Source organism: Micromonospora sp. WMMD735, from assembly GCF_049178995.1.
GTDB lineage: Bacteria > Actinomycetota > Actinomycetes > Mycobacteriales > Micromonosporaceae > Micromonospora > Micromonospora wenchangensis.
This window is the reverse complement of sequence record NZ_JBMHMJ010000001.1, coordinates 1-25,460: the sequence shown is the minus strand read 5'-3', so window position 1 is coordinate 25,460 and position 25,460 is coordinate 1. Positions and strand designations below refer to the sequence as shown.

The window sequence follows — 25,460 nt, the reverse complement described above, 5'->3', positions numbered from 1 at the left end:
CAAGTCACACCCCGGCCTCCGACGCGGTCCCGGGTGACCACCGCCGAGCAGGACCGGCTACTGGCCGCGCAGGACCTCGCAGCCCGCTTCTACCGCGCGCAGCTCGACGAGTCGGGCGGCGCAGGGCCACGCCGGTGGCTGGCTGAGCAGGGCGTGCCGGTCGACGGCCGGTGGATGCTCGGGTACGCGCCCGGCCGCCCGACGGCGCTGGTCAACGAGCTGCGTCGGGCCGGCTTCACCGACACCGAGATCCTGGCCTCCGGGCTGGTCTCGACCGGCCGGGGCGGGCTGCTGGTCGACCGCTTCCAGGACCGGGTCGTGGTCGGCGTGCGCGATCCCCAGACGCACGCCGTGGTGAGCTTCGTCGGGTACGCCCCGCCCGGCGCCGATGAGTCGGTGCCGCCGGTGCTGCATGGCCCGGCCACCGCGATCCACCGGCCCGCCGACGCGCTGGTCGGGCTCGCCGAGCAGCCGGAGCGGACCGGGCGGCCGGTGATGGTGGCCGCCACGGCGCTGGAGGCGATCGCGCGGTCCGCGACGGCCGGCAAGGACGCCCCGGTGGTGGTCGCACCGTGCGGGCCGACGCTCACACCCGGACAGGTCGCGGTGCTCACCGAACAGACTGACGTCGCCGCGGGCGTGACCGTGGCCATCGGCGCCAGCGAGGCCGGCCGGCGCGCAGCCGAACGCGCCTACCACCTGCTCGCCCCCGCCGTGCAGGCCCACCCCACGACGCCGGGAGCGCTGCGGGCAATCGGCCCCCGGCCGCAGGACCGTGCTCGGCCGCTGCTGGAGGCCGTGGTCACCGCCCGGGTCGAGTGGGCGGCCCGCACCTATCAGACCCCAGCGGGCCGCGCCGGCGTCGCCCGCTCGGCGCGGTCGCTGCTGCGCTACCAGGTCGGCGCGAGCGGGGTGGACATCGCCGCCCTGGAGGCGTACGTCGCCCGGCACCTGGATCCGGAGCCTGCCCCCGAGGTGCAGCCGGCCACGCCCGTGGCCGACGTGCCGGCCCCCGCTCCGGCCGTCCTGGACGGCGCGGCCACGGCGCACGCGCCGCCGGTGGTCGACGCGGGCGAGGAGGCGACCGCCGACCCGCCCGCCGACGGTGACCAGGACGGCCCGGCCGACGCGGAGGAGACGGATGAACCACTACGGGGCGCAGGCCCAGAAGCACTGGCAGACGTACCTGCCCCAGCGGTACGCGACCATCGAGGACCCGAGCAGCTTCTTCTCGACTTTGGGGGAGCAGGCAGCGGAGCAGGTCGAGCAGCGGACGCGGGAGCTGGCCGGTCCGGATCAGCCGGGCGAGGGGTACCTCGGCAAGCTCGGCCGGCTGAACGCGGCGAAGCAGATGGCGGAGGAGGAGATCCTCCCCGAGCTGATCCTGATCGACCCGAACGCCGAGCAGGCGGCGGACGAGACACCGACCGGGTCGACGGCGGCGGCCGGCCCGACGTGGACGCCGCTGGTGGAGGACCCGAACGACCCGTGGTGGCAGCGGGTCGCGGAGGAGGAGGACGACGAGGACGAGCCGCAGACCCCGACCCGGTAGCCGGCCCGGCCGAAGAGACCAGCGCCACCGCTGCGGACCAGAGCGCCGGGGCGGATGCCGACGCCGGCGCCGGTGATGCCGCGGAATCGTTCCGCCCTGGCGGGCAGCAGGACCTGGCGCCCGCCGGCGAGATGGCCAAGCTCCGCGCGAACCTGGCCGCCCTGCGGACCCTGCGCGAGGTGCAAGCCGCTGGCCGCCCGGCCACGGGGCAGGAACAGGCCGTGCTCGCGCGGTGGGCGAGCTGGGGCGCGGTGCCAGGGGTGTTCGAGTCCCGCACCAACCACCCCGACTACGCCCGGTTCGCCCAGCAGCGCGCCGAGCTGCGGGAGCTGCTGTCGCCGCAGGAGTACGCCGCGGCGGAGCTGACCACCCTCAACGCCCACTACACCGACGCGGCGTACGTGCGCGCGATCTGGGACGCCGTACGGGAGCTCGGCTTCGACGGCGGGGCGGTCCTCGAACCGGGCTGCGGCAGCGGCAACTTCATCGGCCTCGCCCCACCCGAGGCGCGGATGGTCGGGGTGGAGCTGGACCCGGTGACGGCCGGCGTCGCCGCCGCCCTGTACCCGCACGCGGAGATCCGCACCGAGAGCTTCGCCGACACCCGGGCCCCGTCCGGCGCGTTCGACCTGGCCGTGGGCAACGTGCCGTACGCCGACGTGCGGCTGACCGACCGGCGGCACAACCCCGGCCGGCACAGCATCCACAACCACTTCATCATCAAGTCGCTGCACCTGACCCGGCCCGGCGGCCTGGTCGCGGTGCTCACCTCCCGCTACACCCTGGACTCGGCGAACCCCGCCGCCCGGCGGGAGATGGCGGCGCTGGCCGACCTGGTCGCCGCGGTGCGCCTACCCTCCGGAGCGCACCAGGCCACCGCCGGCACCCAGGCCATCACCGACCTGCTGATCCTGCGCCGGCGCGAGCCGGACCGCGAGCCCGGGCCGATCGCCTGGGAGCAGACCCGGCCCCTGGACCTGGACACCGCCGCCGAGCACGCCGACCAGGTCAACGAATACTTCGCCGACCGGCCGGAGCGGGTGCTCGGCGAGATGACGCTCGGGCGGGGCATGAACCGCGACGGCGAGCTGATCGTCCGCGCGAGGGACAACACCGGTGAGGCCCTGACCCGGGTGCTGCGCGACGTCGTCGACGAGGCCCGCCGGGAGGGCCTGACCATGACGCCGCGCGTGGACGGCGACCGGCCGGCCGAACCGCTGGCGGTACTCGCGCCCACCGACCGCGCCGAGGGCCACATCGAGGCCCGCGACGACGGGACCTTCACCACCGTCGCCGACGGCCAGGTGGTGCCGCACGAGGTGCCCGCCAGCCAGGCCGACGAGCTACGGGCGCTGCTCAGGCTGCGCGACACCGTGACCGCGCTGCTGACGGCGGAAGCCGCCACCGTCGACGACGGCGACGAGCACGGCGGCCCGCCCGCGCCCGGGTCACCGGCAGCACTGCGCGCCGAGCTGAACGACCGGTACGACGCCTACGTGACCGCCCACGGGCCGCTCAACCGCTACACCCTGCGCCGCACCGGCCGGACCGACCCGGAGACGGGCGAGCCGAAGATGGCCCGGATCAACCCGCCGATGGGCCGCTTCCGGCAGACCGACCCGCACGCCGCCACCGTGTTCGCCCTCGAGCACTTCGACGACACCACCCAAACCGCGACGAAGGCCGACATCTTCGCCCGCCGAGTGATCCTGCCCCGGGCACCGCAGCTCGGCGCGGACACCCCGGCAGACGCCCTGGCCATCTGCGTCGACACGCACGGCGACGTGCGGCTGCCCGAGGTCGCCCGGCTGCTCGGCGTCAGCGAGCCCGAGGCCCGCGCCGCGCTCGGCGACCTGGTCTACGACGACCCCGGCCAGGGCCGGCTCGTGGAGGCCCCGGAGTACCTGTCGGGCAACGTGCGCGTGAAGCTGCGCGCCGCCCAGGCCGCCGCCGAGACGGACCCCCGCTTCGAGACCAACGTGCGCGCCCTGCAACGGGTGATCCCCCGCGACCTCGGCCCGGGGGAGATCGACGCGGCGTTCGGCGCCCCGTTCCTGCCCGCCCCCCTCATCCAGCAGTTCCTTCAGGAGACGCTGCGCGACCCGGGACTGCGGGTGGAGCACGTCGGCGGGTCCGACTGGCGGGTCCGCGGCTCCCGCGCCGGTGTCCTGGCCCGCTCGACCTGGGGCACCCCCGGGATGGCCGCGCCGGACCTCGCGCAGCGGCTGCTGACCAAGACCCCGATCCGGGTGTTCGTGGAGGTAGAGGAGGGCAACCGCGCCCTCGACGTGGAGGCCACCGCCGCCGCGCAGGCCAAGGCGATCGAGCTGGAGGAACGCTTCGGCGCGTGGGTGTGGGAGGACCCCGACCGCGCCGAGCAGGTCGCCACCACCTACAACGAGATGTTCAACGCCACCGTGCCACGCAGCTACGTCGGGGTGACCCGATCGCTGCCCGGCATCGCGGTCGGCTTCACGCCGCGCCCGCACCAGGTGGAGGCGGTCGCCCGCATCGTCGCCGAGCCGGCGGTCGGGCTGTTCCACGCCGTCGGCGCCGGCAAGACCGCGGTGATGGCCATCTCCGCGATGGAGCAACGCCGCCTCGGCCTGGTCAACAAGCCGGCCATCGTGGTGCCCAACCACATGCTGGAGCAGTTCACCCGCGAGTTCCTGCAGATCTACCCCCGGGCCCGGCTGCTGGCCGCCGGCCGCGACGACATGAGCACCGACCGGCGCCGCCGGTTCGTCGCCCGCTGCGCCACCGGCGACTGGGACGCGATCATCATGGCCGCCTCGTTCTTCGAGCGGCTCTCGCTGTCCCCGGACGAGCAGAGCCGCTTCCTCGACGAGGAACTGCAGGAGCTGCGCGACAAGATCGTCCGCGCCGGTGAGCAGGCCATCGCCAACGGCGAGGACGCCAAGCGCTCCAGCAGCGTCAAGCGCCTGCAAAAGGCGCTGCTGCGCAAGGAGGAGCGGGTCAAGGAGAAGCTCGACAAGGCCCGCGACCCGGGCATCACGTTCGAGCAGACCGGCATCGACTACGTCTACCGCGACGAGCTGCACGAGCTGAAGAACGACACCATCACCAGCTCCATCCCCGACGCCGGCAACGACGGCTCCGACCGCGCGGTCGACTTCCGGATGAAGCTGTCCTACCTGCGCCGCCAGCGCGGCCCGCGGGTGGTGTGCGGGGCCACCGCCACCCCGATCGCCAACTCCGTACGCGAGCTGTACGTGGTGACCCGCCAACTCCGCCCCGACCTCCTACAGGCCACCGGCACCACCGACTTCGACACCTGGGCGGCCACCTTCGCCAAGGTCGTCACCGCCATCGAGGTGTCCCCGACCGGGCAGGGCTTCCAGATGCGCGCCCGGCTGGCCAAGTACGCCAACGTGCCCGAGCTGTCGCTGATGATGCGAACCTACGGCGACGTCCGCACCCCCGAGGACCTAGCCCTGCCCACCCCGCAGCTGACCCAACGCGACGACGACGAACGCGCCCCCCACATCGTCACCCTCGACCCGTCCCCAGAGCTGGAGGAGTTCATCTCCGGCCTCGACGAGCGCGTCGAGCGGATCCGCAACCGCCAGGTCGAGCCCCAGCAGGACAACATGCTCAAGGTCTCCGGCGAGGCCCGCGCCGCCTCCCTGGACCTACGGCTCATCGGCGAGCAGCAGACCGCACCCGGCAAGATCGACGCCGCGGCGGAGCGGATCGCCGCTATCTGGCGCGACACCCGCGACACCGTCTACCTGGTCAACCCCGACGCGGCCGACCCCGTCCCGCACCCCACCCCCGGTGCGCTGCAGATCGTCTTCTGCGACCAGTCCACCCCGAACCCCGAGCGCTGGAACGCCTACGACGCCCTGGCCGAACTGCTCGTCGAGCGAGGAATGCCCCGGGAGAAGATCCGCTACATCCACGAGGCCGACACCGACGCCAAGAAGGCCAGCCTGTTCAACGCCTGCCGCTCCGGCGACGTCGCCGTGCTCATCGGCTCGACCGCCAAGATGGGCGTCGGCACCAACGTCCAAGCCCGCGCGGTCGCCCTGCACCACCTCGACTGCCCATGGCGCCCGGCCGACGTCACCCAGCGCGAGGGACGCATCCTGCGCCAGGGCAACCAGAACCCCGAGGTCAGCATCTACCGCTACGTCGTCGCCGGCAGCTTCGACGCCTTCTCCTGGCAGACCGTAGCCCGCAAGGGCACCTTCATCGACCAGATCATGCGCGGCACCTCCGCCCGCGAGATCGAGGACGTCAGCGACGAAACCCTGCAAGCGCACCAGATCAAGGCCATCGCCACCGGCAACCCGCTGCTGATGGACCGCGAGCAGGTCGCCCAGGACCTCACCCGCCTCGAACGCGCCGACCGGACCCACCACAACACCCAAGCGGCGCTGCGCCGGCAGGTCGGCGAGCTGAAGGCGTGGATCACCAAAGACACCCGCCGCGTCGAGGTGCTCGACGACGTCATCGCCCGCCGCCAGGACACCCGCGGCGAGAAGTTCGCCATGACCGTCGCCGGGCACCGGTTCACCAAACGCGCCGAGGCCGGCCGAGCCCTGCAACACGCCCTGACCGCCACCGCGCAGGGCGTCGCCTCCACCGACCGGCGCGAAGCCGCCGGCGTCGCCCAGCTCGGCGGCTTCGGCGTCGACGCGGTGTTCTGGTCCGGCCGCGACGGCATGCTCGTCGCCCTGCGATTCGACGGAATCCCCGACTCCTCCACCACCATCGGCCTCACCTCCGCCGTCGAGGGCGACCCCACCGGCCTCGTCCGGCGCCTGGAGAACCAGCTCGCCGACCTGGACAGCACCCGGGCGACCGTGCAGGCCCGCATCGCCGGTCAGCACGAAGAGATCGCCCGCGCCACCGAGCAGCTCGACCAGCCGTTCCCACGCCGAGACGAGCTGCTCGACACCCGCCGCCGGCTCCGCGCGATCAACGCGGTCATCGACCTGATGGCCGACACCACCCCACCACCGTCGGGTGCCCCGCCCACCGTGCCCGTCACGGTCGGCGACTGGATGCCGACGGACCTGCGCGAGAGCTTGACCCCCGACGAACAGGCGTGGCTGGACCGGCGCGTGCAGCACGTCGCCGGCGGCGGCGTCGTCCAGGACGCGGCCCGCACCAGCGACCTGGCCGCCTTCTCCGTCCCGTTCGACAAGGCGCTCACCCACGCCCTCGCCGACCCCGGCAACACGGAGATGGCCGTCGCGGTGATGCTCAAGTGCGACGACCCGGCCTGGCGCCAGGCCCTCTACGGCGCCGCCGGGCAGGCCGTGCACCAGGCAGTACGCGATATGCCCCCGCCAGCCTCGGCGGCGGGCTCGTCGACGCAGCGCGACAGCCGCGCAGGCCAGCCCAAGGTGATCAGCCCGCTGCCGCCGGCCGCCATCGTCGCGGCCACGACGCCGGCGGATCGGGCGCTGCTCGACACCTGCACTCAGCAGGCCCTGCGCGTCGACGCTGTCCAGGCCGCCGCGCGCGCAGGCGATCAGACCACCTTCAGCGCGACGTTCGCCACCGCCATGACCACCGCCATCGCCCAGCTCGACGACCCCGCTGACGTGGTCCGCCTCGCCGACCTCCACGGCGATCACGCCTTCCGCCAGGGCCTGACCAACCTGGTCTGGGACAAACTCACCCCCCGGCGAGCAGAGCCGCAGACTGGCGCCACCACGCGGCCTGTCAACGCCGCTGCGGTCGCCGCCACGGCGTTCGTGCCCTCGACAGGCGCCGGGGCGGCAGCGCCAGTCTCACCCGCTCCCGCCACGACCCAGCGGGTCGCCCACCACGACCACGCCCACGTACCCGAGCGGTGACCCTGTACCGGCGCCGCCGCCGCGGGCCTCGTTCTCCTGGGTTCCGTGGTCGCCGTCCGCGTCCAGTCACGGTGACGTCCCGGCGTGTTCGCGCCGGTGCAGCTGTGTGCCGGGGCGTCATTCGGTGGTTGCTGGGGTGCCGGTAACGGACGCGTCACCAGCCGCCAAATTGTTGATCTGCCGGGCCACCTCCGCGCCGCGCGGCATCGCAGCGGTGTCCGGAGCTGGACCGCCCGGCCGAGCCGGGTCAGGTGAGCAGGATGCCGGCCAGGGGCACCCCAGCCGACCAGCATGACGACGCGGAGGATGATCCAGACGGTGCAGGTCGAGACGGTGTCATCGTTGCCGCGGTCGCCGCCTCAGCAGTCGTCACCCACGACGTCCTCCCTCGCCGACAGCGCAGCAGGAGCAGCCCGGTCGACAGCCGCACGCATCCGCCTCACCGGCAGCCGTGGCGGCTGCGCCCGGAGCCGGCGCGTCAGTGGTCGTGGCGGCGCCTGTGGTGGCGTGCAGGGCGGCATTCGGGGCGCAGCAACCGTCGCCCTTCCACGCCTCGCGGCCTTCCTTGACCGCGACGGCGGCAATGACCAGGGCGGCGACCGGGTCGGCCCAGGACCAACCGAACAGGCTGTTAACCGCTAGGCCCACGAGAAGGACGGCGGACAGGTACGTGCACAGCAGGGTCTGCTTGGAGTCGGCCACCGCCGAGCGGGAGCCGAGTTCGCGGCCGGCGCGGCGCTGCGCGTACGACAGCACCGGCATCACCAGCAGCGACAGACCGGCCAGCACCAGGCCGACGGTGGAGTGCTCCGCCTCGGCGCCGCCGAGCAGGGCGCGCACCGACTCGACGGTGACGTAGGCGGCGAGAGCGAAGAACGACACGGCGATGATGCGCAGCGCCGTCTTCTCCCGGGCTTCGGGATCGCGGCCGGCGAACTGCCACGCCACCGCGGCCGCCGAGGCCACCTCGATGATCGAGTCCAGGCCGAACCCAATCAGCGCTGTCGACGACGCCAGCGTGCCGGCGGTGATCGCCACGACCGCCTCGATCACGTTGTAAGTGATCGTCGCCGCGACGAACAGCCGCACCCGCCGGGCGAGCACCGCCCGGCGCGTCGGCGTCGGCCCAGCCGGGGTGAGCTGGATCAGGGGCAGGCTCATCAGCAGCAGCCCTTCGAGGCGGCGTCCGGGCACGCGGCCGGGTCCACGGCCAGGACCAGGCCGAGCAGGTCACCCAGGGCGTGCGCCAGCCGCAGGTCGGCCAGCTCGTAGCGGGTACGCCGACCCTCGGGCGCAGCGACGACCAGGCCGCAGCCGCGCAGGCAGGTGAGATGGTTGGACAGGTTCTGCCGGGTCGTGCCCAAAAGCTCGGCCAGCTCCGCCGGATATCCGGGCCCGTCGCGCAGCGCTAGCAGCAGCCGTGCCCGGGTCGGATCCGACAAGGCGTGCCCGAAGCGAGCCAGCACCTGCCCGTAGGTCATCGTCTCCACACCCATTACGGTACACCGAATGCTGTACTAACCGTTTACCCCCGGCTCACCGGGCACATCATCGAGCTGGTCTTACGGGACACCGCCGAGCAGGGCCGCAGCGACTACACACCCCTTGCTGCCCGAGCTGGCGGTGTGCGATCCCGGCCGCCGGCCAGCGATGTCACGCAGCGGATTCACGCAGGTAGCCGTGCGCGATGAACAACCGTGTGAAGTAGCGGCGCAGCATCGGCAGGGAATAGTCCTGCGACTGGAACTCCGCGCCGCCGAAGCGCACGACCTCGTAACCGGCCAGGTGGAGTTCCCGATCTGCGGCGACCATCTCGGCGTAGCGACGAGGGCTTGCCCGCCCGTCGTCGTCGGCGTAGTGCTGCTTGCCGTCGCACTCGAGGACGAGGCGCCAACGGCCGCGCATCAGCAGCAGGAAGTCCATCCGCTGGCGCGGTAGCGGTCCCGGCTCACGCCGCTGGGCCCGGGTGTACGGGTCGTAGTGCAGGTAGACCTGTGGAATCAGCGCCGGCAGGTCAAAGCCGTGTTCGTTGAGCAGCTCGCCGTAGGTGCGGAACACCTGCCGCTCCGGGCCGGGTGGGTCCGAGGGCTTGCGGTCGCGGTCCAGCGAACGCCGCAGACGCAGGTACAACTGCCGGCCGGCCTCCTGTTCGCTGGTCCCGGCCTCGGCGTGGGTCTCGGTCCACCAAGTGACCAGTTGCCGCCAGCTCAACCCGCTGGGGTCCAAGCCCCGGTCGTAGACGAGGCAGAACTCGCCGTTCTTGCTGATCTCGATGGTGTTGCTCACCGCGTCGGTCAGCACCAATTCCGGTTTGGGACCGTCCGCGGCAAAGATGAGGTTCTTGAACGGCGAGTCGACTCCGGTACGCCGGCCAGCATGCACCTGAAGCAGCCCCCACAGGCGTGGTCGGTAATGCTGCTCGACAACACGTGAGCCGAGCTGGCACAGCTGATCCAGGGTGTGGTCGCTGGTCCGGCTGCGTACGTACGCACGCTTGCTGGCCATCGCCTCGTCGACGTCGCCATCTTCGAGTCCGAACGCCCGGCAGACGTCCGGGAGCTTGGTGGCACTTACCTCCCACAACGTCTCGGCGATCTCGTCGCGCAGCTGCATCGCATCCGTGCCGCTGCCCAAGTCGTTGCGGGCGAAGGGGTCGGCGAGCACTGGCGCGATACTCACCTCGTGATTGCCGCTGTGCCCCCACTTTCGGACCCGATCGAACTGCGCTGCGATCGCCTGGAGATCCGCCGGCCGAAACAGCCCGACAAATGCGGGATGCACGCGCAGCACCACGGGAACGGGCGCGCGCTCCCACGGCGACAATTTCCCGATCTCTGCCTGCTCGGCCAGTGACAGCAGCCGCGCCGCGTGCTGGTTCCCGGCCTGGACCAGCATCTGCGACACGGTGGCCAGCTCCTGGCTCGTCTTGCTATCCACCGTGTCGTCCCTCGGGCACGGGTGTCACTGTAGGCGAAGACACCGACACGGGCCTGCTGCCTGCGTCCCGGTCATGAGTGGTACCGCCGGTGCAGGCGGTCGAAGAACTTGCTGAGCAGGTGCTGGGCAGCGTTGTCGTCGACGAGCTCGGCGCCGCCGAACCGGTACACCTCGTACCCCTTCAGGCGAAGGTCGCGATCTGCGCGCATCATGTCGGCGTACTGGCGCGGGTTGGCGCGGCCGTCGTCGTCGGCGTAGTGCTGCTTGCCGTCGCATTCGATGACGACGCGGGCCCGGTGAGGCAAGAGCAGCAGGAAGTCCATGCGTTGACGTGGGAGCGGGCCGGGTGCCCGTCGCTCGGTCGCGGTGTATGGGTCGTAATGCAGGTAGACCTGCGGGATCAGAGCTGGGATGCCGGAGCCGAGCCGGACGTAGCGCTCGGCGTAGGTGCGCAGGATGCGCCGTTCGGCGTCGTTATCGCCGAGCGACTGGTCCAGCCTTCGATAGAGGCTGCGTGAGATGTCCCGCTCCGGCTCGCCGGTCATTCCTTGTCGATCGGCCCACCAGGCGGTCAACTCAGCCCAGGTCAGACCGTGTGCGCCCAACGGCCGGTCGTACACCAGGCACTTGTCAGCGTTGCGTACGAAGTGCAGGTCGTTGTTGACCGCGTCGTCCAACACGATCTCCGGCTTGGGCCCGACCGCGGCGAAGATGAGGTTCTTCATGGAGCCGCGCACGCCGGAGCCGATCAGGCGGTAATCGAAGATCGGAGCGCCGCTGATGGCATCGACCTGGACGATCTCGTAGCCGTCGTGGATCAGCACCTCGTTGAGAAAGTCTCGAAGCTGTTCGACCTCAGCAAGGTCGGTGCGGACCTCGGGGTGCAGCATCTCGACGAGGAAGGCCAGCAGTGCGTCGTCGTTGTCCGCCAGCCCGAACCGGTCATCCCTGAAGATCCAGTCGTCGGGCCAGTCGAGCGGGTTGACCACACGGTGCTGGAAGATGTCCCGACCGGCGGTGTCGTAGCGTGGGTCGATGCTCGGCATCTGCTCCAGCGGGTAGAGCCGGGCCAGGAAGTCTGGCTCGTCAAGGTCGCCGCTCCAGTGTGCCGTGGGCATAGCGGCGAACCCCTCGACCAGGCGGCGGCGGGTGACGTGGGTGATCCGGCCCGTCGCGGTCGCGCGCTGTATCGGCGAGGACATCATCGGGCCCGGAGTGTACTGATAGCCCCCGACGAACGGCCCTCACTTCGGTAGGAGGTGTTCAGGTGAACCACTGCCTCCACTGGTCCTCGGCGGTGGGGTTGTTCAGGACTCGGTCGATGGTGGGCACGGCCGGCTGCTCCAGCACGTCGTCCAGGATGGTGAAGCGCGTCGGCATGACCTCGTTCTTCTTCCAGCGGCTGCCGTAGTCGGTGATCGTGCCGGTCAGCGGGTCGCGCTCCGTATCGAGGCGGCGATCCACCACACCGAAGCGATGCAGCGCGCGGGCGCCGCGCCAGGTGTTGTCCTTGAAACCGAACTGACGGCGGTGCTCCTGCACCACGAACACGCCGCTGCCGGTGTTGTGCGCGATCGGGAAGGCTGCGCGTCGGGCCGAGAGAGCGAGGAACACGGCGATCTCGGTGTTGGTCAGCGCGAACACCCACAGGCTCGTGAAGAAGTGACGCGAGACGTACACGCCTTCCGTCGGCACGGTGTATTTGGGCCGGCTGACCGGGGTGCTGGCCTCGGACAGCGGCGTGATCCGGTTGAGGTCCCGCCGGCCGGGGCGGCTCTTGTCCGGACCGATGTCCACCAGGTGCTGCTTGTCGAGCACCCGCAGCGCTTCCTTGATCTGCCGTCCCCGCAGCGCTCCGGCTTCCCGGTAGTCGGAGGTGGTGTCGGAGAGCACCACCTTCTGCCAGCTCTTGATCGGCGCGTTCGCCTCCACGTCCTCGAACGTGCGGTCGACGCGGGCCCGCTCCCCGGGACCGTACCGACACTGGGCGTCGAAGAGCATGAGCAACTCCAGGCGAAGCGGTAGCCCCCTGGTCGGGACCAGGCGGGCCAGGGCCGGCCCGTGATCGGCGCCGGGCTTCTGCCGCACGAAGTCCGGCCGGATCAAGATCCATTCAGGGCGACGCCCCGGGGTTTTGCCGTCGCGATTGCCGCCGTACTTCCAGAGGTGCTCCAGGTTTTGCCGGACCTCCTCGTGCAGCGGGGTGCTTCCCTCGGGCCCGTCGCAGGCGCTGAGCAGCGCGTTGTTGATGGCCGCCCGGGGCGGCCGGGTCGCCCTGGGGCGACCCGGCGGCACCGGCGAGACGGCGCTCACCGCCCACCCCGCAGCGCACCGACGAACCGGGTGAGCTGGGTGAGGACGTCGATGCAGTGGCGGCGAGTCCGCGGGTGGCGGGCGGCCAGCGCCAGGACCGCCACCAGGACGACGCCAAGCGACACCACCGCCGTGGGGAGGGCGATCAGCAGGAGGGCAGCCGCCCATCCGTGCTGGTCATCGAGGCCGAGCATGTGTCATTCTCCGATCGGTACGGGCTCCCGTCCGCCGTCCAACTTCCTACGGTCGATGGCGGGCGGGAGGCCCCTCTCCGGGCTGCCAATCAGCAGCGCCAGGTGCAAGAGTGACGGCTCCTGCCCGGGTTGTCTCGTAGCCGATCTTGAATGCCGTGTGCCCGCTGACCACGCCAGAACTTCGAGGAACGTCATTGACCTTGTGGTGTGGTCAGCGGGTAGAGGCGAATGGGCACACAAATTTTCCGTGATCATCCCGCTGTTGGGCTGGCGGGCATCTGGACTGACTGCCGGAAGCTACCCCGCTCCACGTATGCGTTTGTATACTTTCCCCATGTCGGTAGACCCGTACCGGTTCTCGTACACCAGCTACGAGGCGCTCGACCGCGCCGGCGTCGGCTGGCAGGCGGCCCTGCACGTGCTCACCGCCGCCCGGCCCCGGATCGTGCGCCACATCGGCGCGGTGATGCACGTCGTTGGCGCGGTGCAGGACGGGCGGTTGCTGGCGGTGGCGCTCATCGAGGAGACCGACGACGAGTACGTGGTGGTCGGAGCGCGGTGGCTCGACGAGGACGAGGCGCAGCCGCTGCGCAAGTTGATGGAGAGGGGCGGACGATGAGCCGAGCAGAGGACATCAGGGCGGCGCAGGAGTCGCTGGAGAGCCGGGACTGGTCCGACGCGGTGGTCGACGACACCCCGCCGACGACGAAGGTGAGCATGTCCGCCCGGTACCCGAGCGACATCGCCCGCCGGGTGATGGAGGACGCGGAAGCCCGGGGCGTAAAGCCGGGGGCGATCCTGCGGGAGATCGTGGAGGCGCACTACGCCACGCTCGACGCCGCTGGCGACGAGCCGATCACCGTGCGACCCGCCGACGTCGTCCGCGCGCTGGCCCAGGTTGCTCGCCGGGAGCGTCCCGCCGCCGCGTAGGGCGATGCACGACCGGGCCGTAGCAGCCTGGCGGACTCCGTCGCCCGATGGCGACGAGTGCGGGCCGTGTTGAATGGCGGGATGCTCGTCAACCCCCTGCCCGGCACCGAGCGCACGGTGCTCGACTCGGCCCTCGACCACCTGCTCAACAGGCTGCACAACGTCAACGGAGGCGGCGGCGGGACAGTGGCCATCGAGCGGGCCTTCGCGTACATCGAGTGGGTGCATGAGGCACGTCGACGGCTCTACAACCTCATCCGGCCCGCCGAGCTGGAGCAGCTGCTCGGGCTGCGCAGCTACGAGACCATCCTCGCGGCCACCGTCCCGTTCGGGAGCCCGGGAGGCGAGCGGGTCCTCAACGGCCTGATCTCCACCGAACTCACCGAGCGAGTCACCGTCTTCGAGCAGGCGATCCGTAACCTCAAGGAGCGCGTCGACCAGCTCTACCGCGCCGGCATCCTGGTCGTGCTCGACACCAACGTCTATCTGCACTACCCGCAGGAGCTGCACGAGATCGACCTTCGGCAGGACCTCGGGCTGCGCGAAGAACCGATCCACATCCTGGTGCCGATGGCCGTCGTCGACGAGCTGGACGGCAAGAAGCAACACCAGAACAAGGACACCCGGCGCCGGGCCCGGATGGTCACAGCCAAGATCGAACAAGTGGTCCGGGACGGCGGCCGGCTCCGCGAGCAGGACTACTCACCACTGAACAGCGGTGGCATCCCGCGCGGCGAGATCACCCTAGACGTCGTCTTCGATCCGCCAGGGCACACCCGGCTGTCGATCACCGATGACGAGATCGTCGACCGCGCCGCGACCCTCCAGACCCTGGCTGGCCGCCGCGTCCGCCTGCTCACCTACGACACCGGCATGGCCATGCGAGGACGCAACGCCGGCCTGACGGTGCACAAGCTCCAGCACTTCAGGACCGACGACGCGAGGTAGCTGGGCACGACGCCCGCCAGCCCTCTACCGGCCCGGCGCCTCGGCGGTCACACCCGCCGAGGGGGACCGCGGTGGTGCCGGTGGCGCCTCAGCCGGCCGGCCCGCAGACGTGGCGTCGGCGACAGCGGTCGCGGTCGACTGGGGGAATGCCTGGGCCGCGAGCTTCGCCCCGTGCACGTCCCGATCGACGGGTGCGGCGCCCGCATGACCGGTCTCCGGTCGGTCCCCGGGACCGCTTTTCTCCCTGCCGCCGCCCGTCTCCCGCCACTCGGGGTGCCGGTAAGAAGCGTGTCACCAGCCGCAAACGACGGTGTTCACATCTGCTCGACGTAGCCGGCGGCGATGTCCTCGGGCGGGTTGGTGTAGCGGTGGATATAGCGCTGGGACTGGTGACCGAGCCGGCGCTCGAGCTCGTAGGCGTCGCTGCCGGTGGCCTCAGCGAGGGCGAAGGCGAACGAGTGCCGCAGATCGTGGGGTCGAAGCGGGCTGATGTGCCGGGCCGGGTCGGTGTGCTCGGCGTCGTGCCAGCGGCCGATCTGTTCGCAGATTAGGTTGATCGAGCGCGGGGAGAGCCGGCCGTCGGGGCGGCGGGAGCCGATCGAGGCGGCGGACAGGAACAACGCGGTCGACGTCGGGCTGATGTCGGCTGGGCGTTCATGTTCGAAGTAGTCGGCCAAGGCGATGCGGCCGTCGGCGCCGAGGAACACGGTGCGGCTGGTACCGCCCTTGCCGCGAACGCCGCTGATCTTCGCCTTCTTCGCCGCGCGCAGCGCCTCTGGGGTGTTCGGGGTGATCTGCTCCAGGTCGAGGTTGACCAGTTCCTCGCGGCGCAGACCGGTGCCGAGCAGGGTGTGCACGATCGCGCGGTCGCGCAGGGGCCGGGCGTGGGCGTGCAGTTCGCGGGCCGCGCTGCGGCGTCGGCCTTTGTGCTGGTGGAAGCGGGGTAGCCGGTCGAGGACGTTCTTCAGGGTGCGGATCTGCCCGGGTGTCAGGGCGCGGGGTTCGAGCGGGGGCAGTGGCAGGTCGCCGACCTTCGCGCACGGGTTGCCGTGCGGGAGGGCGGCCGGGTTGTGGGTGCACACCCAGGTGGTGAACCCGGATAGCGAGGCGAGGTGGGTGTTGACCGTCGCTGGGGCCAGGCCGAGCCCGCCGGCGTCCCGGTCGGTGGAGAGGTGGGTACGCCAGGCGACCACTTCGCGATGGACGACGGCGGAGAGCCGGTCGTGGCCGTGGGCGGCGTGGAAGTGGTCGCGGAACCGGGCCAGGTGTAGGGCGATCTTGTCGGCAACCTCGGCCGAGCGGACCCCGCGGACGGCGGCGTCGAGGTAGCGGCCGGCCCAGTCTTCGATCGAGTCCGGGACGGTCAGGCCGCCGATGGGCAGCGGTGCAACCTTTCGTGAGGGCAATCTGCGCCGATCCGGTCGAGGGCTGGGAATCGGTGGTGCTGGCTGCTCCGGTGCGATCACCGGCTCATCGTACGGTTTCCTTCACAGAAGGGGCCTTCCCTGAAGTCGATCGGTCACTCCGCTGTAGGCCCGCCACCGGTTAGCTGGTCGAGCTGCCGACGCAGCTCCGTGGCCTCCTCCGCACGGCCGAGCCCGTCGAGGACATTCGCCAAGGTCTGGTACGCCGCGACCAGCGGCCCGGCGAACACGTCCGGCAGACGCTCGGCGAGTGGCTCGTACAGGCTGATCGCCTCGGTGACCGACTCTAGAGCCTCGGCGTAGTTGGCCTTCACGGTCACGCACACCCACCCGTACGCCCACAGCGACATGGCGAGGTCGGGCAGGTAGGCGGCGGGGTTGGCCTCCGCCAACCGGCGCCGGATCGCCACGGCTTCCTCGGCTGCGGCCAGAGCCTCCTCCCGACGCCCCACCTCGGACAGCTGGACGCCGAGGTTGGTCAACGACATGGCGAGGTCGGGCAGGTAGGCGGCGGGGTTGGCCTCCGCCAACCAGGGGTAGATGCCCATGGCCTCCTCGGTCAGAGCCAGCGCCTCCTGGTGGCGGCCCATCTCGGACAGCCGGGTGCCGAGGTTGGTCAACGATATGGCGAGGTCGGGCAGGTAGGCGGCGGGGTTGGCCTCCGCCAACCGGCGCCGGATCGCCACGGCTTCCTCGGCTGCGGCCAGAGCCTCCTCCCGACGCCCCACCTCGGACAGCTGGACGCCGAGGTTGGTCAACGACATGGCGAGGTCGGGCAGGTAGGCGGCGGGGTTGGCCTCCGCCAACCGGGGGTAGATGCCCATGGCCTCCCCGGTCAGGGCCAGCGCCTCCTGGTGGCGGCCCATCTCGGACAGCTGGACGCCGAGGTTGGTCAACGACATGGCGAGGTCGGGCAGGTAGGCGGCGGGGTTGGCCTCCGCCAACCGGCGGTAGATGCCCATGGCCTCCTCGGTCAGAGCCAGCGCCTCCTGGTGGCGGCCCACCTCGGACAGCCGGGTGCCGAGGCTGTTCACCGATATGGCGAGGTCGGGCAGGTAGGCGGCGGCGTTGGCCTCCGCCAACCGGCGCCGGATCGCCACGGCTTCCTCGGCTGCGGCCAGAGCCTCCTCCCGACGCCCCACCTCGGACAGCTGGACGCCGAGGTTGGTCAACGACATGGCGAGGTCGGGCAGGTAGGCGGCGGGGTTGGCCTCCGCCAACCGGCGGTAGATGCCCATGGCCTCCCCGGTCAGAGCCAGCGCCTCCTGGTGGCGGCCCACCTCGGACAGCTGGACGCCGAGGTTGCCCACCGATATGGCGAGGTTGGGCAGGTAGGCGGCGGGGTTGGCCTCCGCCAACCGGCGCCGGATCGCCACGGCTTCCTCGGTCAGAGCCAGCGCTTCCTCCCGGCGCCCCACCTCGGACAGCTCGATGCCCAGGTTGCCCACCGCTGCGGCGAGGTCGGGCAGGTAGGCGGCGGGGTTGGCCTCCGCCAACCGGCGGTAGATACCCATGGCCTCCTCGGTCAGAGCCAGCGCTTCCTCCCGGCGCCCCACCTCGGACAGCTTGACGCCGAGGTTGCCCACCGCTGCGGCGAGGTCGGGCAGGTAGGCGGCGGGGTTGGCCTCCGCCAACCGGCGCCGGATCGCCACGGCTTCCTCAGCCGGGGCTAGCGCCTCCTGGCGGCGGCCAGCGTTGGCGAGCCGGTAGGCGTGATTGGCGTGCAGATCAGCTTGTTCGGCGGGGTTGGTGGTGTGGGCCAGCCGGTGGGCGGTCAGGGTGGTGGTAATCGCGGCGGCGGCAATGTCGAAGTCGATGTGCCGGTAGGCAGGAAGCAGAGATTCGAGGGCTTGCAGCACGGCCGGATCGATACTAGGAATGCCGGCCAGCCGAGTGACGGTGGCTCCGCCTGCGGCGATCACCTGTTCAGGATGCTCGCGCACGAGTGGGTACAGCACGCTGTTGGCCACGTGCGGCCATCGGCGGGCGGTCTCGACCAGCACGGTGACCGCAGTCGCGCCCCACCCTGTCGGTGGTGCATCCGCGATCATGCCTGTGATCGCGTCGGGTGCCCAGTCGCGTTCCAGTCGGCTGTCGTGACCGGGGGTGGTCAGGGCGATCAGGTCTTCGCCGAGCCGGTCGGGGTGCAGGGGTGCGAACACGGTGCGGGTGTCGGTCGGCGGGTAGCAGATGGTGTGGTCGTCGATGATCTGGTCCGCGGCCTGCGTCGTGTCGGTGAACCCCGCGCAGTTCAGGGCGTGCCGGGCGGCGGCGCGGGGTTGGCTGCCGGTCAGGGTGGCGGCGAGCACCGTGCGGTGCATCATCTCTGGCGGGGTGCGCAGGGGCGCTTCGGCACGAGTGTGTAGGTGCTGCCAGTGGGCCTGTTCACGGCGCAGTAGGTACGCCGAGACCGCGCCGGGATCGGTCGGCGGGGCCTGATGGTGGCGGTAGGCGTCGACTGCGGCCAGCGCGGTCATATGCACGGCCAGGACTTGCCCGTAGCTGGGTGCGGTCAGCTGCGGCACCGGCCAGCCGCCGGCAGGGGGTGTGAGCTCCATCGCGGTGGCGAATCTGTCGGCGGCGGTGGTGAACAGCGTCGACCGGTCGTCGTCGCTGTCGGCGGCCAGCGGCGGCAACGCCATCTGGTCGGTGTCGATATCGAGGTCGCCCTCGGCCCGGTTGGCCACCGCGGGCCACCAGTATCCGTCCGAGCGGGCCAGCATCAGCACCCGCACCCGGGCGCCGGCTCGCGCGTGCAGGTCTCGTAGCTGGGTGAGCAGTGCCAGCAGCGCCGAGGCCGGCCACCGGTCGGCGTAGTCCACCACCGCCAGCACCGCGGTGCCAGGCAGCTCGACCCGGGACACCGGCACGGCACCGGATACCGGGGTCGGGGTATGGGTCACCTTCCACACCGCCCACCCCGCGGCCGCGCACTGGACGGTGACCTCGGCCGCGAGGCGGGTCTTGCCCTGCCCGCCCGCGCCGTGGACCAGACGCGCCGCGACCGGCTCGCCACCGCGTATCCACTCGGCCAGCGCGTCCAGGGTCCGCTCGCGGCCGGTGAACGGCACGACCTGATGGTGGGCCAGCAGCAGGCGGCTCGGCTGCGACCGGGCCTTGGGCACACTCACCGGCGCCGGGGCGCTGTCGGCCGCGCTCACCCGGTAGGGCGGCCGGTCCGGGCTGATGACGGTGACATCCCCGTCGACGTGGGAGATCTGGATGATGTCCCCGAAGACCACACTGCCGGTCACCATCTGACCCGCCGCCGGCTGCGGCCACCACCGGCGGCTCACCGGTCGATGTCCACGTCACCGTCGACATCATCGACCTGCCGCACCGGCCCCGCCGTCCACGACCGCGTCACCGACTGCCCATCCCCGGCCGGTACGCCGTCGGCCGCCGCCCCAGGAGCCGACGGCTGCGGCGTGGCGGGTATGGACGGCGATCCCACGTCCGGTGCCGACGGGCCGAAACGCACGCTGCCGCGGACCCCACGGACCTGGGTCACCCCACCGCCGACGACGCTATCGGCCACCGACTGCCCACCTGCCGCCCGCCGGGCACCGAACACCCCATACGCGGACAGGCCCAGACCAGCCACCGCGACGAACAACCCGAACACGCTGGCGAACTTGTCCGCCCTGTCGAGGGTCTGGACAGCCAGGAACACCCCCAGTGCCGCGACCACTACCCCGACGGCGATCACCACCGCCCACCCACGCATCCGATCACCTTCCGCCATCACCCCATTGTGGACCGTCACCGCCAGCGGTGGGATCACCGTCCGGACACCACACCGCCGGACGCCCGCCGTCACGATCGCCCCCGCTGGTCGGTGGCCAGCGTCAAACGGCTGCTCATGTCAAGTTTCACCTCGCCGTACGGGGCGACGTGGGTCCAGAACAAGGGCGTGAGGCCGCGCCGGTCGGCGTCGGTCAACGCGCCAGCCCACTCTTCGTCGGCGAGCACGTCCTGGACCATCAACGTGTTGACGTAGACGAGGGCGGCCTGCAGCACGCGCAGGCACAGCACGGACAGTTCCTGCTCGTCGCGGCGGTTGGTGGCGATGTCACCGCCCTTGCCGTAGAAGATCACGCTGTTGGCGCGGTTCCACGACTCGACGACGTTCAGCCCTTCGTTGATCTCGCGTTGCAGGCCCCGATCGCGCAGGTAGCGGGCGACGAAGACGGTGCGCTGGGCCCGGCCGACCTCGATCATCGCCTGGTAGGTGGGATGCTGGGCGTTCGCGCGGGTGAACCGGCGCAGGATCGCCTCGGTCGAGGCGGTACCGGCCCGGATCGCGGTCGCGTACTTGATCATCTGGTCGTACTGCTCGGCGATGATGTCCCACCGGATCGGCCTGGTCAGCGCCGGCGCCAACCGGCGGTAGGCGTCGGGTTCGCCAGCGGCCGGCCGGTACAGCCGCACCTTGTTGATCCGCTTGATCCGCGGGAGCAGGTCGAAGCCGAGCAGCCGGGTGATGCCGAACCCGACCTCGGACTGGCCGTGCGAGTCGACGTAGTTGCCCTCGACCTCCATCGTGGTGCCGTGCCGCATCGCCCCCTCGACCATCGCGGCGACCTCCGACGCGGTGCAGGTGATCAGCTGGGAGTGGATGGCCATGCTCTTGCGCTCGACGTGCCAGTAGATGAGCACACCACGCCCGCCGTAGCGGGAGTGCCACTCGGTGAAGATGTTCTGGTCGAACGCCCCGAAGTGCGTCGAGTCGGAGGCGACCGCAGTAGAGCCCGCGCCCCAGACGGTCTGCGCCCGGGCCGCAAACGTGGCGTTCGCGATCTCGGTCGCGATCGTGCGGGCGACCTCGGCGCTCAGGTAGCGGCGGCGCACGTAGCGGATATCTTCCTCGCCGTGCCCGAGCACCCCGTTGCCCGCGACCGCCCGGATCCCGGTGTTCGTGCCGTACGCATAGATTGCCAGCAGCAGCCGCTCCGCCAGGACCTCCGCCGCGAGGTCCCCGCGGCCAGCGGTGCCGGTCACGCCGGCGAGGCACCCCGTACGGAGGACCGCCTCCTTGAGCATGTCGATCAGCGGTACCGTGCCCCACCGGGTACGGACCTCGCTCTTGAGCCGGCGCAAGTTCTGCGGCTCCGGCGCGGCGTCCAAGTCGGTCAGCTTGATCGGCCCGTTCTTGCCCCGGTCGGCGATCTGCAACCAGGCCAGCTTCGGCAGACTCGTGTCGAGCGCGGCCAGCTCGTCGCGCATCTCCGTACGCAACTGGTCGATGAACGCCGTCGGATCCAGCGGCTTACGCAGGGCGGCGTAGTGGGCGTCGCGGCGCGCCTCGAAGTCGTGCGGAAGATCCTGATCGGGGTCGCGCCACTTATCGGCGCCGACGACCCAGATCTCCTTGCACCGCAGCTGCTCGCGCAGCGCCTGGAAGGTGCAGATCTCGTACACGCTGCGCCGCACCCGCCGCCCGGCCTTGCCCTCGTCCTTGAACACCAGCGTGGTCCAGTCGCCGAGCACCCCTTTGTGGGTGGGCACGGTCTCGCCGGCCGGGTAGTAGCTGGTGCGGGCGTCGACGTGCCGGCGGATCAGGTCCAAGGCGTCGAGGACCGGCCGGTAGGTAGCGTTGTTCGACCGGAACTCGAGCACGTCGAGCAGCTCGATCAGGCCCCGCCGGTAGTGGTTGGAGTAGGACGCCTTCAGCGTGGTCTGCACGGTCCGCCGGTACACCGGCCCCTTGGTCTTGAACTCGTGGACCAGCTCGCGCAGGGTCTGCTCGCCGCCCGACACCGCCGGGAAGACCACCTCGCGTACGGCGTCATCGGGCCGGCCGAGCGATGCCTCGGCGATCGCGAACAGCAGGTTCTCCTTGCCGGTCACCCGTTTGAACGCGTTGACCAACTCCTCGGTGACCTTCCGGTCCGCGCGGGCGCCGATCCGGTGCACCGTGGAGATCAACAGCTCGACCAAGGCGTCGGTGATCTCCCGCAGCCGGCTGTGCAGCAACGCCGCGAGCAGCGTCAACGTCAGCGGCTCAGGATGATCGCGCAGGTGCGACGGGGACTCCACCATCGCCCGGGCCCGCCAGCCGGCCAGCACCCGCGGGGCGACGTCCGCGAACAGGTCGCCCGGCAGGCCGATCGCCCGGGCCGCGCGCAGTTTGCGGATCTCGGTGAGCATCGACTCCAGGCTCACGTTGCCCGGCACCGACTTGATCAGCACCAGCACCGACTCCTCGCCGGTATCGTCGTCCGGGACGTCGACCGCGACCAGCGAGCGGAGCCGGCCCGCGACGTCGACGGGCAGCCGGGCCGCGATCCGGGCGGTCAGCGCCTGCTCGGCCTGGTGCAGCGCCGAACGCACGATCCGGTCGATCCGCCCAGCCGTCGGCGGCTCAATCCGCTCGGTTCGGCAGCGCACCAGCAACTCGTCGCGCACCAGCTCCGAGCGCCGCTCGGCCTCACACACCGCAGTGGCCAGCCAGCGAGTCAGCTGCTCCGCGTCAGCCACCGTGCACTCGCGGAAACCCAGATGGCTGCGGATCTGCGCCCGGTGGTACTCGATCGTGCGGCCCGACCACTCGTAAAGTCCAAGCTCGGCCGGCTCGACACCGACCTGCCGGGCCACGAACTCCACTGCCTCGTTCGGCAACTCGCCGCGGCCGCGCGGGAACCGGCCGACCCAGATGTAGAACTTCAACAGCAACGCGAACCCGAGCCGCGTCGGCCCGCGCTTGCCCGCGATCAGGACCCGCTCGTCGTCCAGCAGCGTCCAATGCTCGACCAGCTCATCGAGATCCAGCGATCGCGCCATGGCCGCAGATCATGGCGCATCCCACCTCGACCTCGGCGCCCCGGGCCCGAACCCATACACGCTCACCTTGCTGACCAGCTCGATCACCCTCGATTGCGGCTGGTGACACGTTCCTTACCGGCACCCCAACCTGATCCGGCCCGCCGAGCTGGAGCAGCTGCTCGGGCTGCGCAGCTACGAAACCATCCTCGCGGCTACCGTCCCGTTCGGGAGCCCGGGAGGGGATCGGGTTCTCAACGGCCTGATCTCCACCGAACTCACCGAGCGAGTCACCGTCTTCGAGCAGGCGATCCGCAGCCTCAAGGAGCGCGTCGACCAGCTCTACCGCGCCGGCATCCTGGTCGTGCTCGACACCAACGTCTATCTGCACTACCCGCAGGAGCTGCACGAGATCGACCTTCGGCAGGACCTCGGGCTGCGCGAAGAACCGATCCACCTCCTGGTGCCGATGGCCGTCGTCGACGAGCTGGACGGCAAGAAGCAACACCAGAACAAGGACACCCGGCGCCGGGCCCGGATGGTCACAGCCAAGATCGAACAAGTCGTCCGGGACGGCGGCCGGCTCCGCGAGCAGGACTACTCACCACTGGACAGTGGTGGCATCCCGCGCGGCGAGATCAGCCTGGACGTCGTCTTCGATCCGCCAGGGCACACCCGGCTGTCGATCACCGATGACGAGATCGTCGACCGCGCCGCGACCCTCCAGACACTGGCTGGCCGCCGCGTCCGCCTGCTCACCTACGACACCGGCATGGCCATGCGAGGACGCAACGCCGGCCTGACGGTGCACAAGCTCCAGCACTCCAGGACCGACGACGGGAAGTAGCGTGACACCGCCCGCGCCTGCTCTCTACCGGCCCGGCGCCTCGGCGGTCACACTCGCCGAAGGGGACCGTGGTGGTGCCGGTGGTGCCTCAGCCGGCCGGCCCGTCGACGTGGCGTCGGCGACAGCGGTCGCGGTGGACTGGGGGAATGCCTGGGCCGCGAGCTTCGCCCCGTGCACGTCCCGATCGACGGGTCCGGCGCCCGCCTGACTGGTCTCCGGTCGGTCCCCGCGACCGCTTTCCTGCCTGCCGCCGCCCGTCTCCCGCCACTCACCATCCAGGGTGACGGCAGGGCGATCCGCGGCGCCCTGGACGTTGCCGTCAGCCTGCGGCGTTGCGGCTCCCTGCTCGGTGGCGTAGTCGTCGACCACCCGGAATGCGTACGCGGCGGGCGTGTGGGCACGGTCGACGAAGCCGGGCACCTGCCGCAGCAGGTCGCGCACATCGTGCCCGGCCCGCTCCAGTTGGTCGAGCTTGTAGGCCAGCGCTGGCCACGCCGCCGAGGCGATGACCCGCTCCGCCCGGTCGGCAGACCACACCTCCCGCACGTGCACCGCCATCGCCTCCTGGCGCTCCTGGGCGGTGCGCCGCCGCTCGCCGGCGTCATCATGCCCGGTTTCCGCCGATCGGGCGTTCGCCGGTCGGCCGACGTCGTCCACGGCGGCGCGGTCGAGCTGGTCGGACAGCCACGCCTCGTCCCCCGGCCGGGCGCCGGTCTGCGGGTCGACATGGACGCCGCGCTCGGCGAGCCGCACCACGATGACCCGCTGGGCGGCCTGGGCGCGCGGGTCGACGGCCGCCCACTCGGTGCTGGCCCGCCAGGCCCGCGCGATGTCCTCGGCCGACGCCTGCCGCCACCAGGACGGCCGGGTCGCCGGCCGCCACAGGGTTGCGCCGGCCTGCTGAGCCGCCCGTACCTGGGCACGGATGCGGCGGGCCTGCTCCTCGCTGGCCCGAGCGGCGCGTTGCAGCTGGGCGATGCGGATCTCGATGGCCGCCTGCGCAAGCTGGCCGGCGGCCTGGATCGCGGCGGTAACCGCCGCAGCGGCCCGCTGGTGAATCTCGGCCATCTCGTTCTCGGCCACTAGCTCGTCCTCCTCAAAGCTGCGAATCCCGCTCGACGTTCGGGTCGACGCGGGGCCGGACCGGGCCCGGCACGGTGTGGACCGGCCGCTGCGGCGGCCCGCCCTGGTTCGGCACCTGCACCTGGTCGACGAGCTGGGAGCCCGACCGGAGCAGGGGCATCAGGTGCGCGGCGGCAACAGCAGCGGCGCCCGCGGCGTGGGCCTGCTGCTGCGCGGCGCGCAGCTCGGCCAGCGCCACGACCAGGCGGGCCGCCTGAACGACGACGGCAAGCAGGACGGCCGCCTCACCGCCGTCGCGGGCGTGTCCGGCCACCAGCAGCGCGTCCGCCACGCGACCCAGCTCCCGGGCCACCGACGACGCCGGCGGCACCGGCGCGCGACGCGGTGGCGCCGCCGCCCGAGCCAGAGCATCGGCGGCCCGGCTCATCGGACCCTGCCCCGACGGTTCGGAGGCCGCCGCCACCCGGGCCAGCAGCTCGGCGCTGGCCCGCGCCACCGCTGACCACTGCGGCGAGTCGGGCGCCACCCCGGCCAGTCGGCCACTGATCGCCTCCAGCGCGGCGGCCGACGATCGCCACACCGCCATCCGGTCCTCGCCACGCAGGTTCGATTCCGTGGAATCCGCTGCCTTCCATTGGC

At 71.4% G+C, this 25,460-nt stretch carries 16 protein-coding genes and 1 pseudogene; 5 read left to right on the top strand and 12 right to left on the bottom strand.

What is annotated here, in order from left to right; genetic code table 11:
• Positions 1-33 precede the first annotated feature (33 nt).
• Entirely contained in the window at positions 34-7,383 is a 7,350-nt protein-coding gene (locus tag ACN268_RS00085) for a helicase-related protein (RefSeq protein ID WP_421481142.1), read from the top strand.
• A 369-nt stretch (positions 7,384-7,752) separates the two neighbouring features.
• Here ACN268_RS00085 and ACN268_RS00080 read toward each other — a convergent pair whose 3' ends face one another.
• The 6 genes from ACN268_RS00080 to ACN268_RS00055 form a co-directional block, all read right to left on the bottom strand.
• Entirely contained in the window at positions 7,753-8,544 is a 792-nt protein-coding gene (locus tag ACN268_RS00080; RefSeq protein WP_421481194.1) for a cation transporter, read from the bottom strand.
• Positions 8,544-8,879, bottom strand: coding sequence for an ArsR/SmtB family transcription factor (locus ACN268_RS00075; RefSeq protein ID WP_421481141.1), 336 nt, complete (start codon positions 8,877-8,879; stop codon positions 8,544-8,546). Before ACN268_RS00075 ends, ACN268_RS00080 begins: the two co-directional genes overlap by 1 nt.
• A 157-nt stretch (positions 8,880-9,036) precedes the next feature.
• Positions 9,037-10,320 carry a hypothetical protein gene (locus tag ACN268_RS00070; RefSeq protein ID WP_421481140.1) on the bottom strand — a complete coding sequence of 428 codons (1,284 nt, stop codon included), beginning with the start codon at positions 10,318-10,320 and terminating at the stop codon, positions 9,037-9,039.
• A gap of 71 nt (positions 10,321-10,391) precedes the next feature.
• Complete coding sequence (locus ACN268_RS00065; protein WP_421481139.1) at positions 10,392-11,525, bottom strand: hypothetical protein; 1,134 nt, start codon at positions 11,523-11,525, stop codon at positions 10,392-10,394.
• 58 nt (positions 11,526-11,583) lie between these two features.
• On the bottom strand, positions 11,584-12,633 hold the full coding sequence (locus ACN268_RS00060) for a hypothetical protein (protein WP_421481138.1): 1,050 nt from the start codon (positions 12,631-12,633) through the stop codon (positions 11,584-11,586).
• On the bottom strand, positions 12,630-12,827 hold the full coding sequence (locus ACN268_RS00055) for a hypothetical protein (protein ID WP_421481137.1): 198 nt from the start codon (positions 12,825-12,827) through the stop codon (positions 12,630-12,632). Before ACN268_RS00055 ends, ACN268_RS00060 begins: the two co-directional genes overlap by 4 nt.
• 334 nt (positions 12,828-13,161) lie before the next feature.
• Between ACN268_RS00055 and ACN268_RS00050 the strand changes: the two genes are divergently transcribed.
• From ACN268_RS00050 to ACN268_RS00040, 3 genes are all read left to right on the top strand, one after another.
• Positions 13,162-13,446: a hypothetical protein gene (locus ACN268_RS00050; RefSeq protein WP_204035813.1), complete on the top strand. Its 285-nt coding sequence runs from the start codon at positions 13,162-13,164 to the stop codon at positions 13,444-13,446.
• Positions 13,443-13,757 carry a hypothetical protein gene (locus ACN268_RS00045; protein WP_145777870.1) on the top strand — a complete coding sequence of 105 codons (315 nt, stop codon included), beginning with the start codon at positions 13,443-13,445 and terminating at the stop codon, positions 13,755-13,757. Before ACN268_RS00050 ends, ACN268_RS00045 begins: the two co-directional genes overlap by 4 nt.
• Positions 13,758-13,838: 81 nt before the next feature.
• Positions 13,839-14,705: a PIN domain-containing protein gene (locus ACN268_RS00040; protein ID WP_421481136.1), complete on the top strand. Its 867-nt coding sequence runs from the start codon at positions 13,839-13,841 to the stop codon at positions 14,703-14,705.
• A 314-nt stretch (positions 14,706-15,019) separates the two neighbouring features.
• On the opposite strand, the gene ACN268_RS00035 is transcribed toward ACN268_RS00040, so the two are convergent.
• From ACN268_RS00035 to ACN268_RS00020, 4 genes are all read right to left on the bottom strand, one after another.
• Positions 15,020-16,111 (bottom strand): tyrosine-type recombinase/integrase, encoded by a 1,092-nt coding sequence (locus ACN268_RS00035; protein WP_421481135.1) that lies wholly within the window; start codon positions 16,109-16,111, stop codon positions 15,020-15,022.
• Positions 16,112-16,224: 113 nt separating this feature from the next.
• Positions 16,225-19,425, bottom strand: a complete 3,201-nt coding sequence (locus ACN268_RS00030; RefSeq protein WP_421481134.1) for a tetratricopeptide repeat protein — start codon at positions 19,423-19,425, stop codon at positions 16,225-16,227.
• Entirely contained in the window at positions 19,422-19,874 is a 453-nt protein-coding gene (locus tag ACN268_RS00025) for a hypothetical protein (protein WP_421481133.1), read from the bottom strand. Before ACN268_RS00025 ends, ACN268_RS00030 begins: the two co-directional genes overlap by 4 nt.
• Positions 19,875-19,945: 71 nt before the next feature.
• Positions 19,946-22,912 (bottom strand): Tn3 family transposase, encoded by a 2,967-nt coding sequence (locus ACN268_RS00020; protein ID WP_421481132.1) that lies wholly within the window; start codon positions 22,910-22,912, stop codon positions 19,946-19,948.
• A gap of 343 nt (positions 22,913-23,255) precedes the next feature.
• Between ACN268_RS00020 and ACN268_RS00015 the strand changes: the two genes are divergently transcribed.
• A complete protein-coding gene (locus tag ACN268_RS00015; RefSeq protein WP_421481131.1) occupies positions 23,256-23,738 on the top strand; it encodes a PIN domain-containing protein in 483 nt (160 codons plus the stop codon).
• Between the two features lie 24 nt (positions 23,739-23,762).
• On the opposite strand, the gene ACN268_RS00010 is transcribed toward ACN268_RS00015, so the two are convergent.
• Positions 23,763-24,821 carry a hypothetical protein gene (locus ACN268_RS00010; protein ID WP_421481130.1) on the bottom strand — a complete coding sequence of 353 codons (1,059 nt, stop codon included), beginning with the start codon at positions 24,819-24,821 and terminating at the stop codon, positions 23,763-23,765.
• 13 nt (positions 24,822-24,834) lie between these two features.
• Positions 24,835-25,460, bottom strand: a pseudogene (locus ACN268_RS00005) (relaxase); the annotation flags it as partial.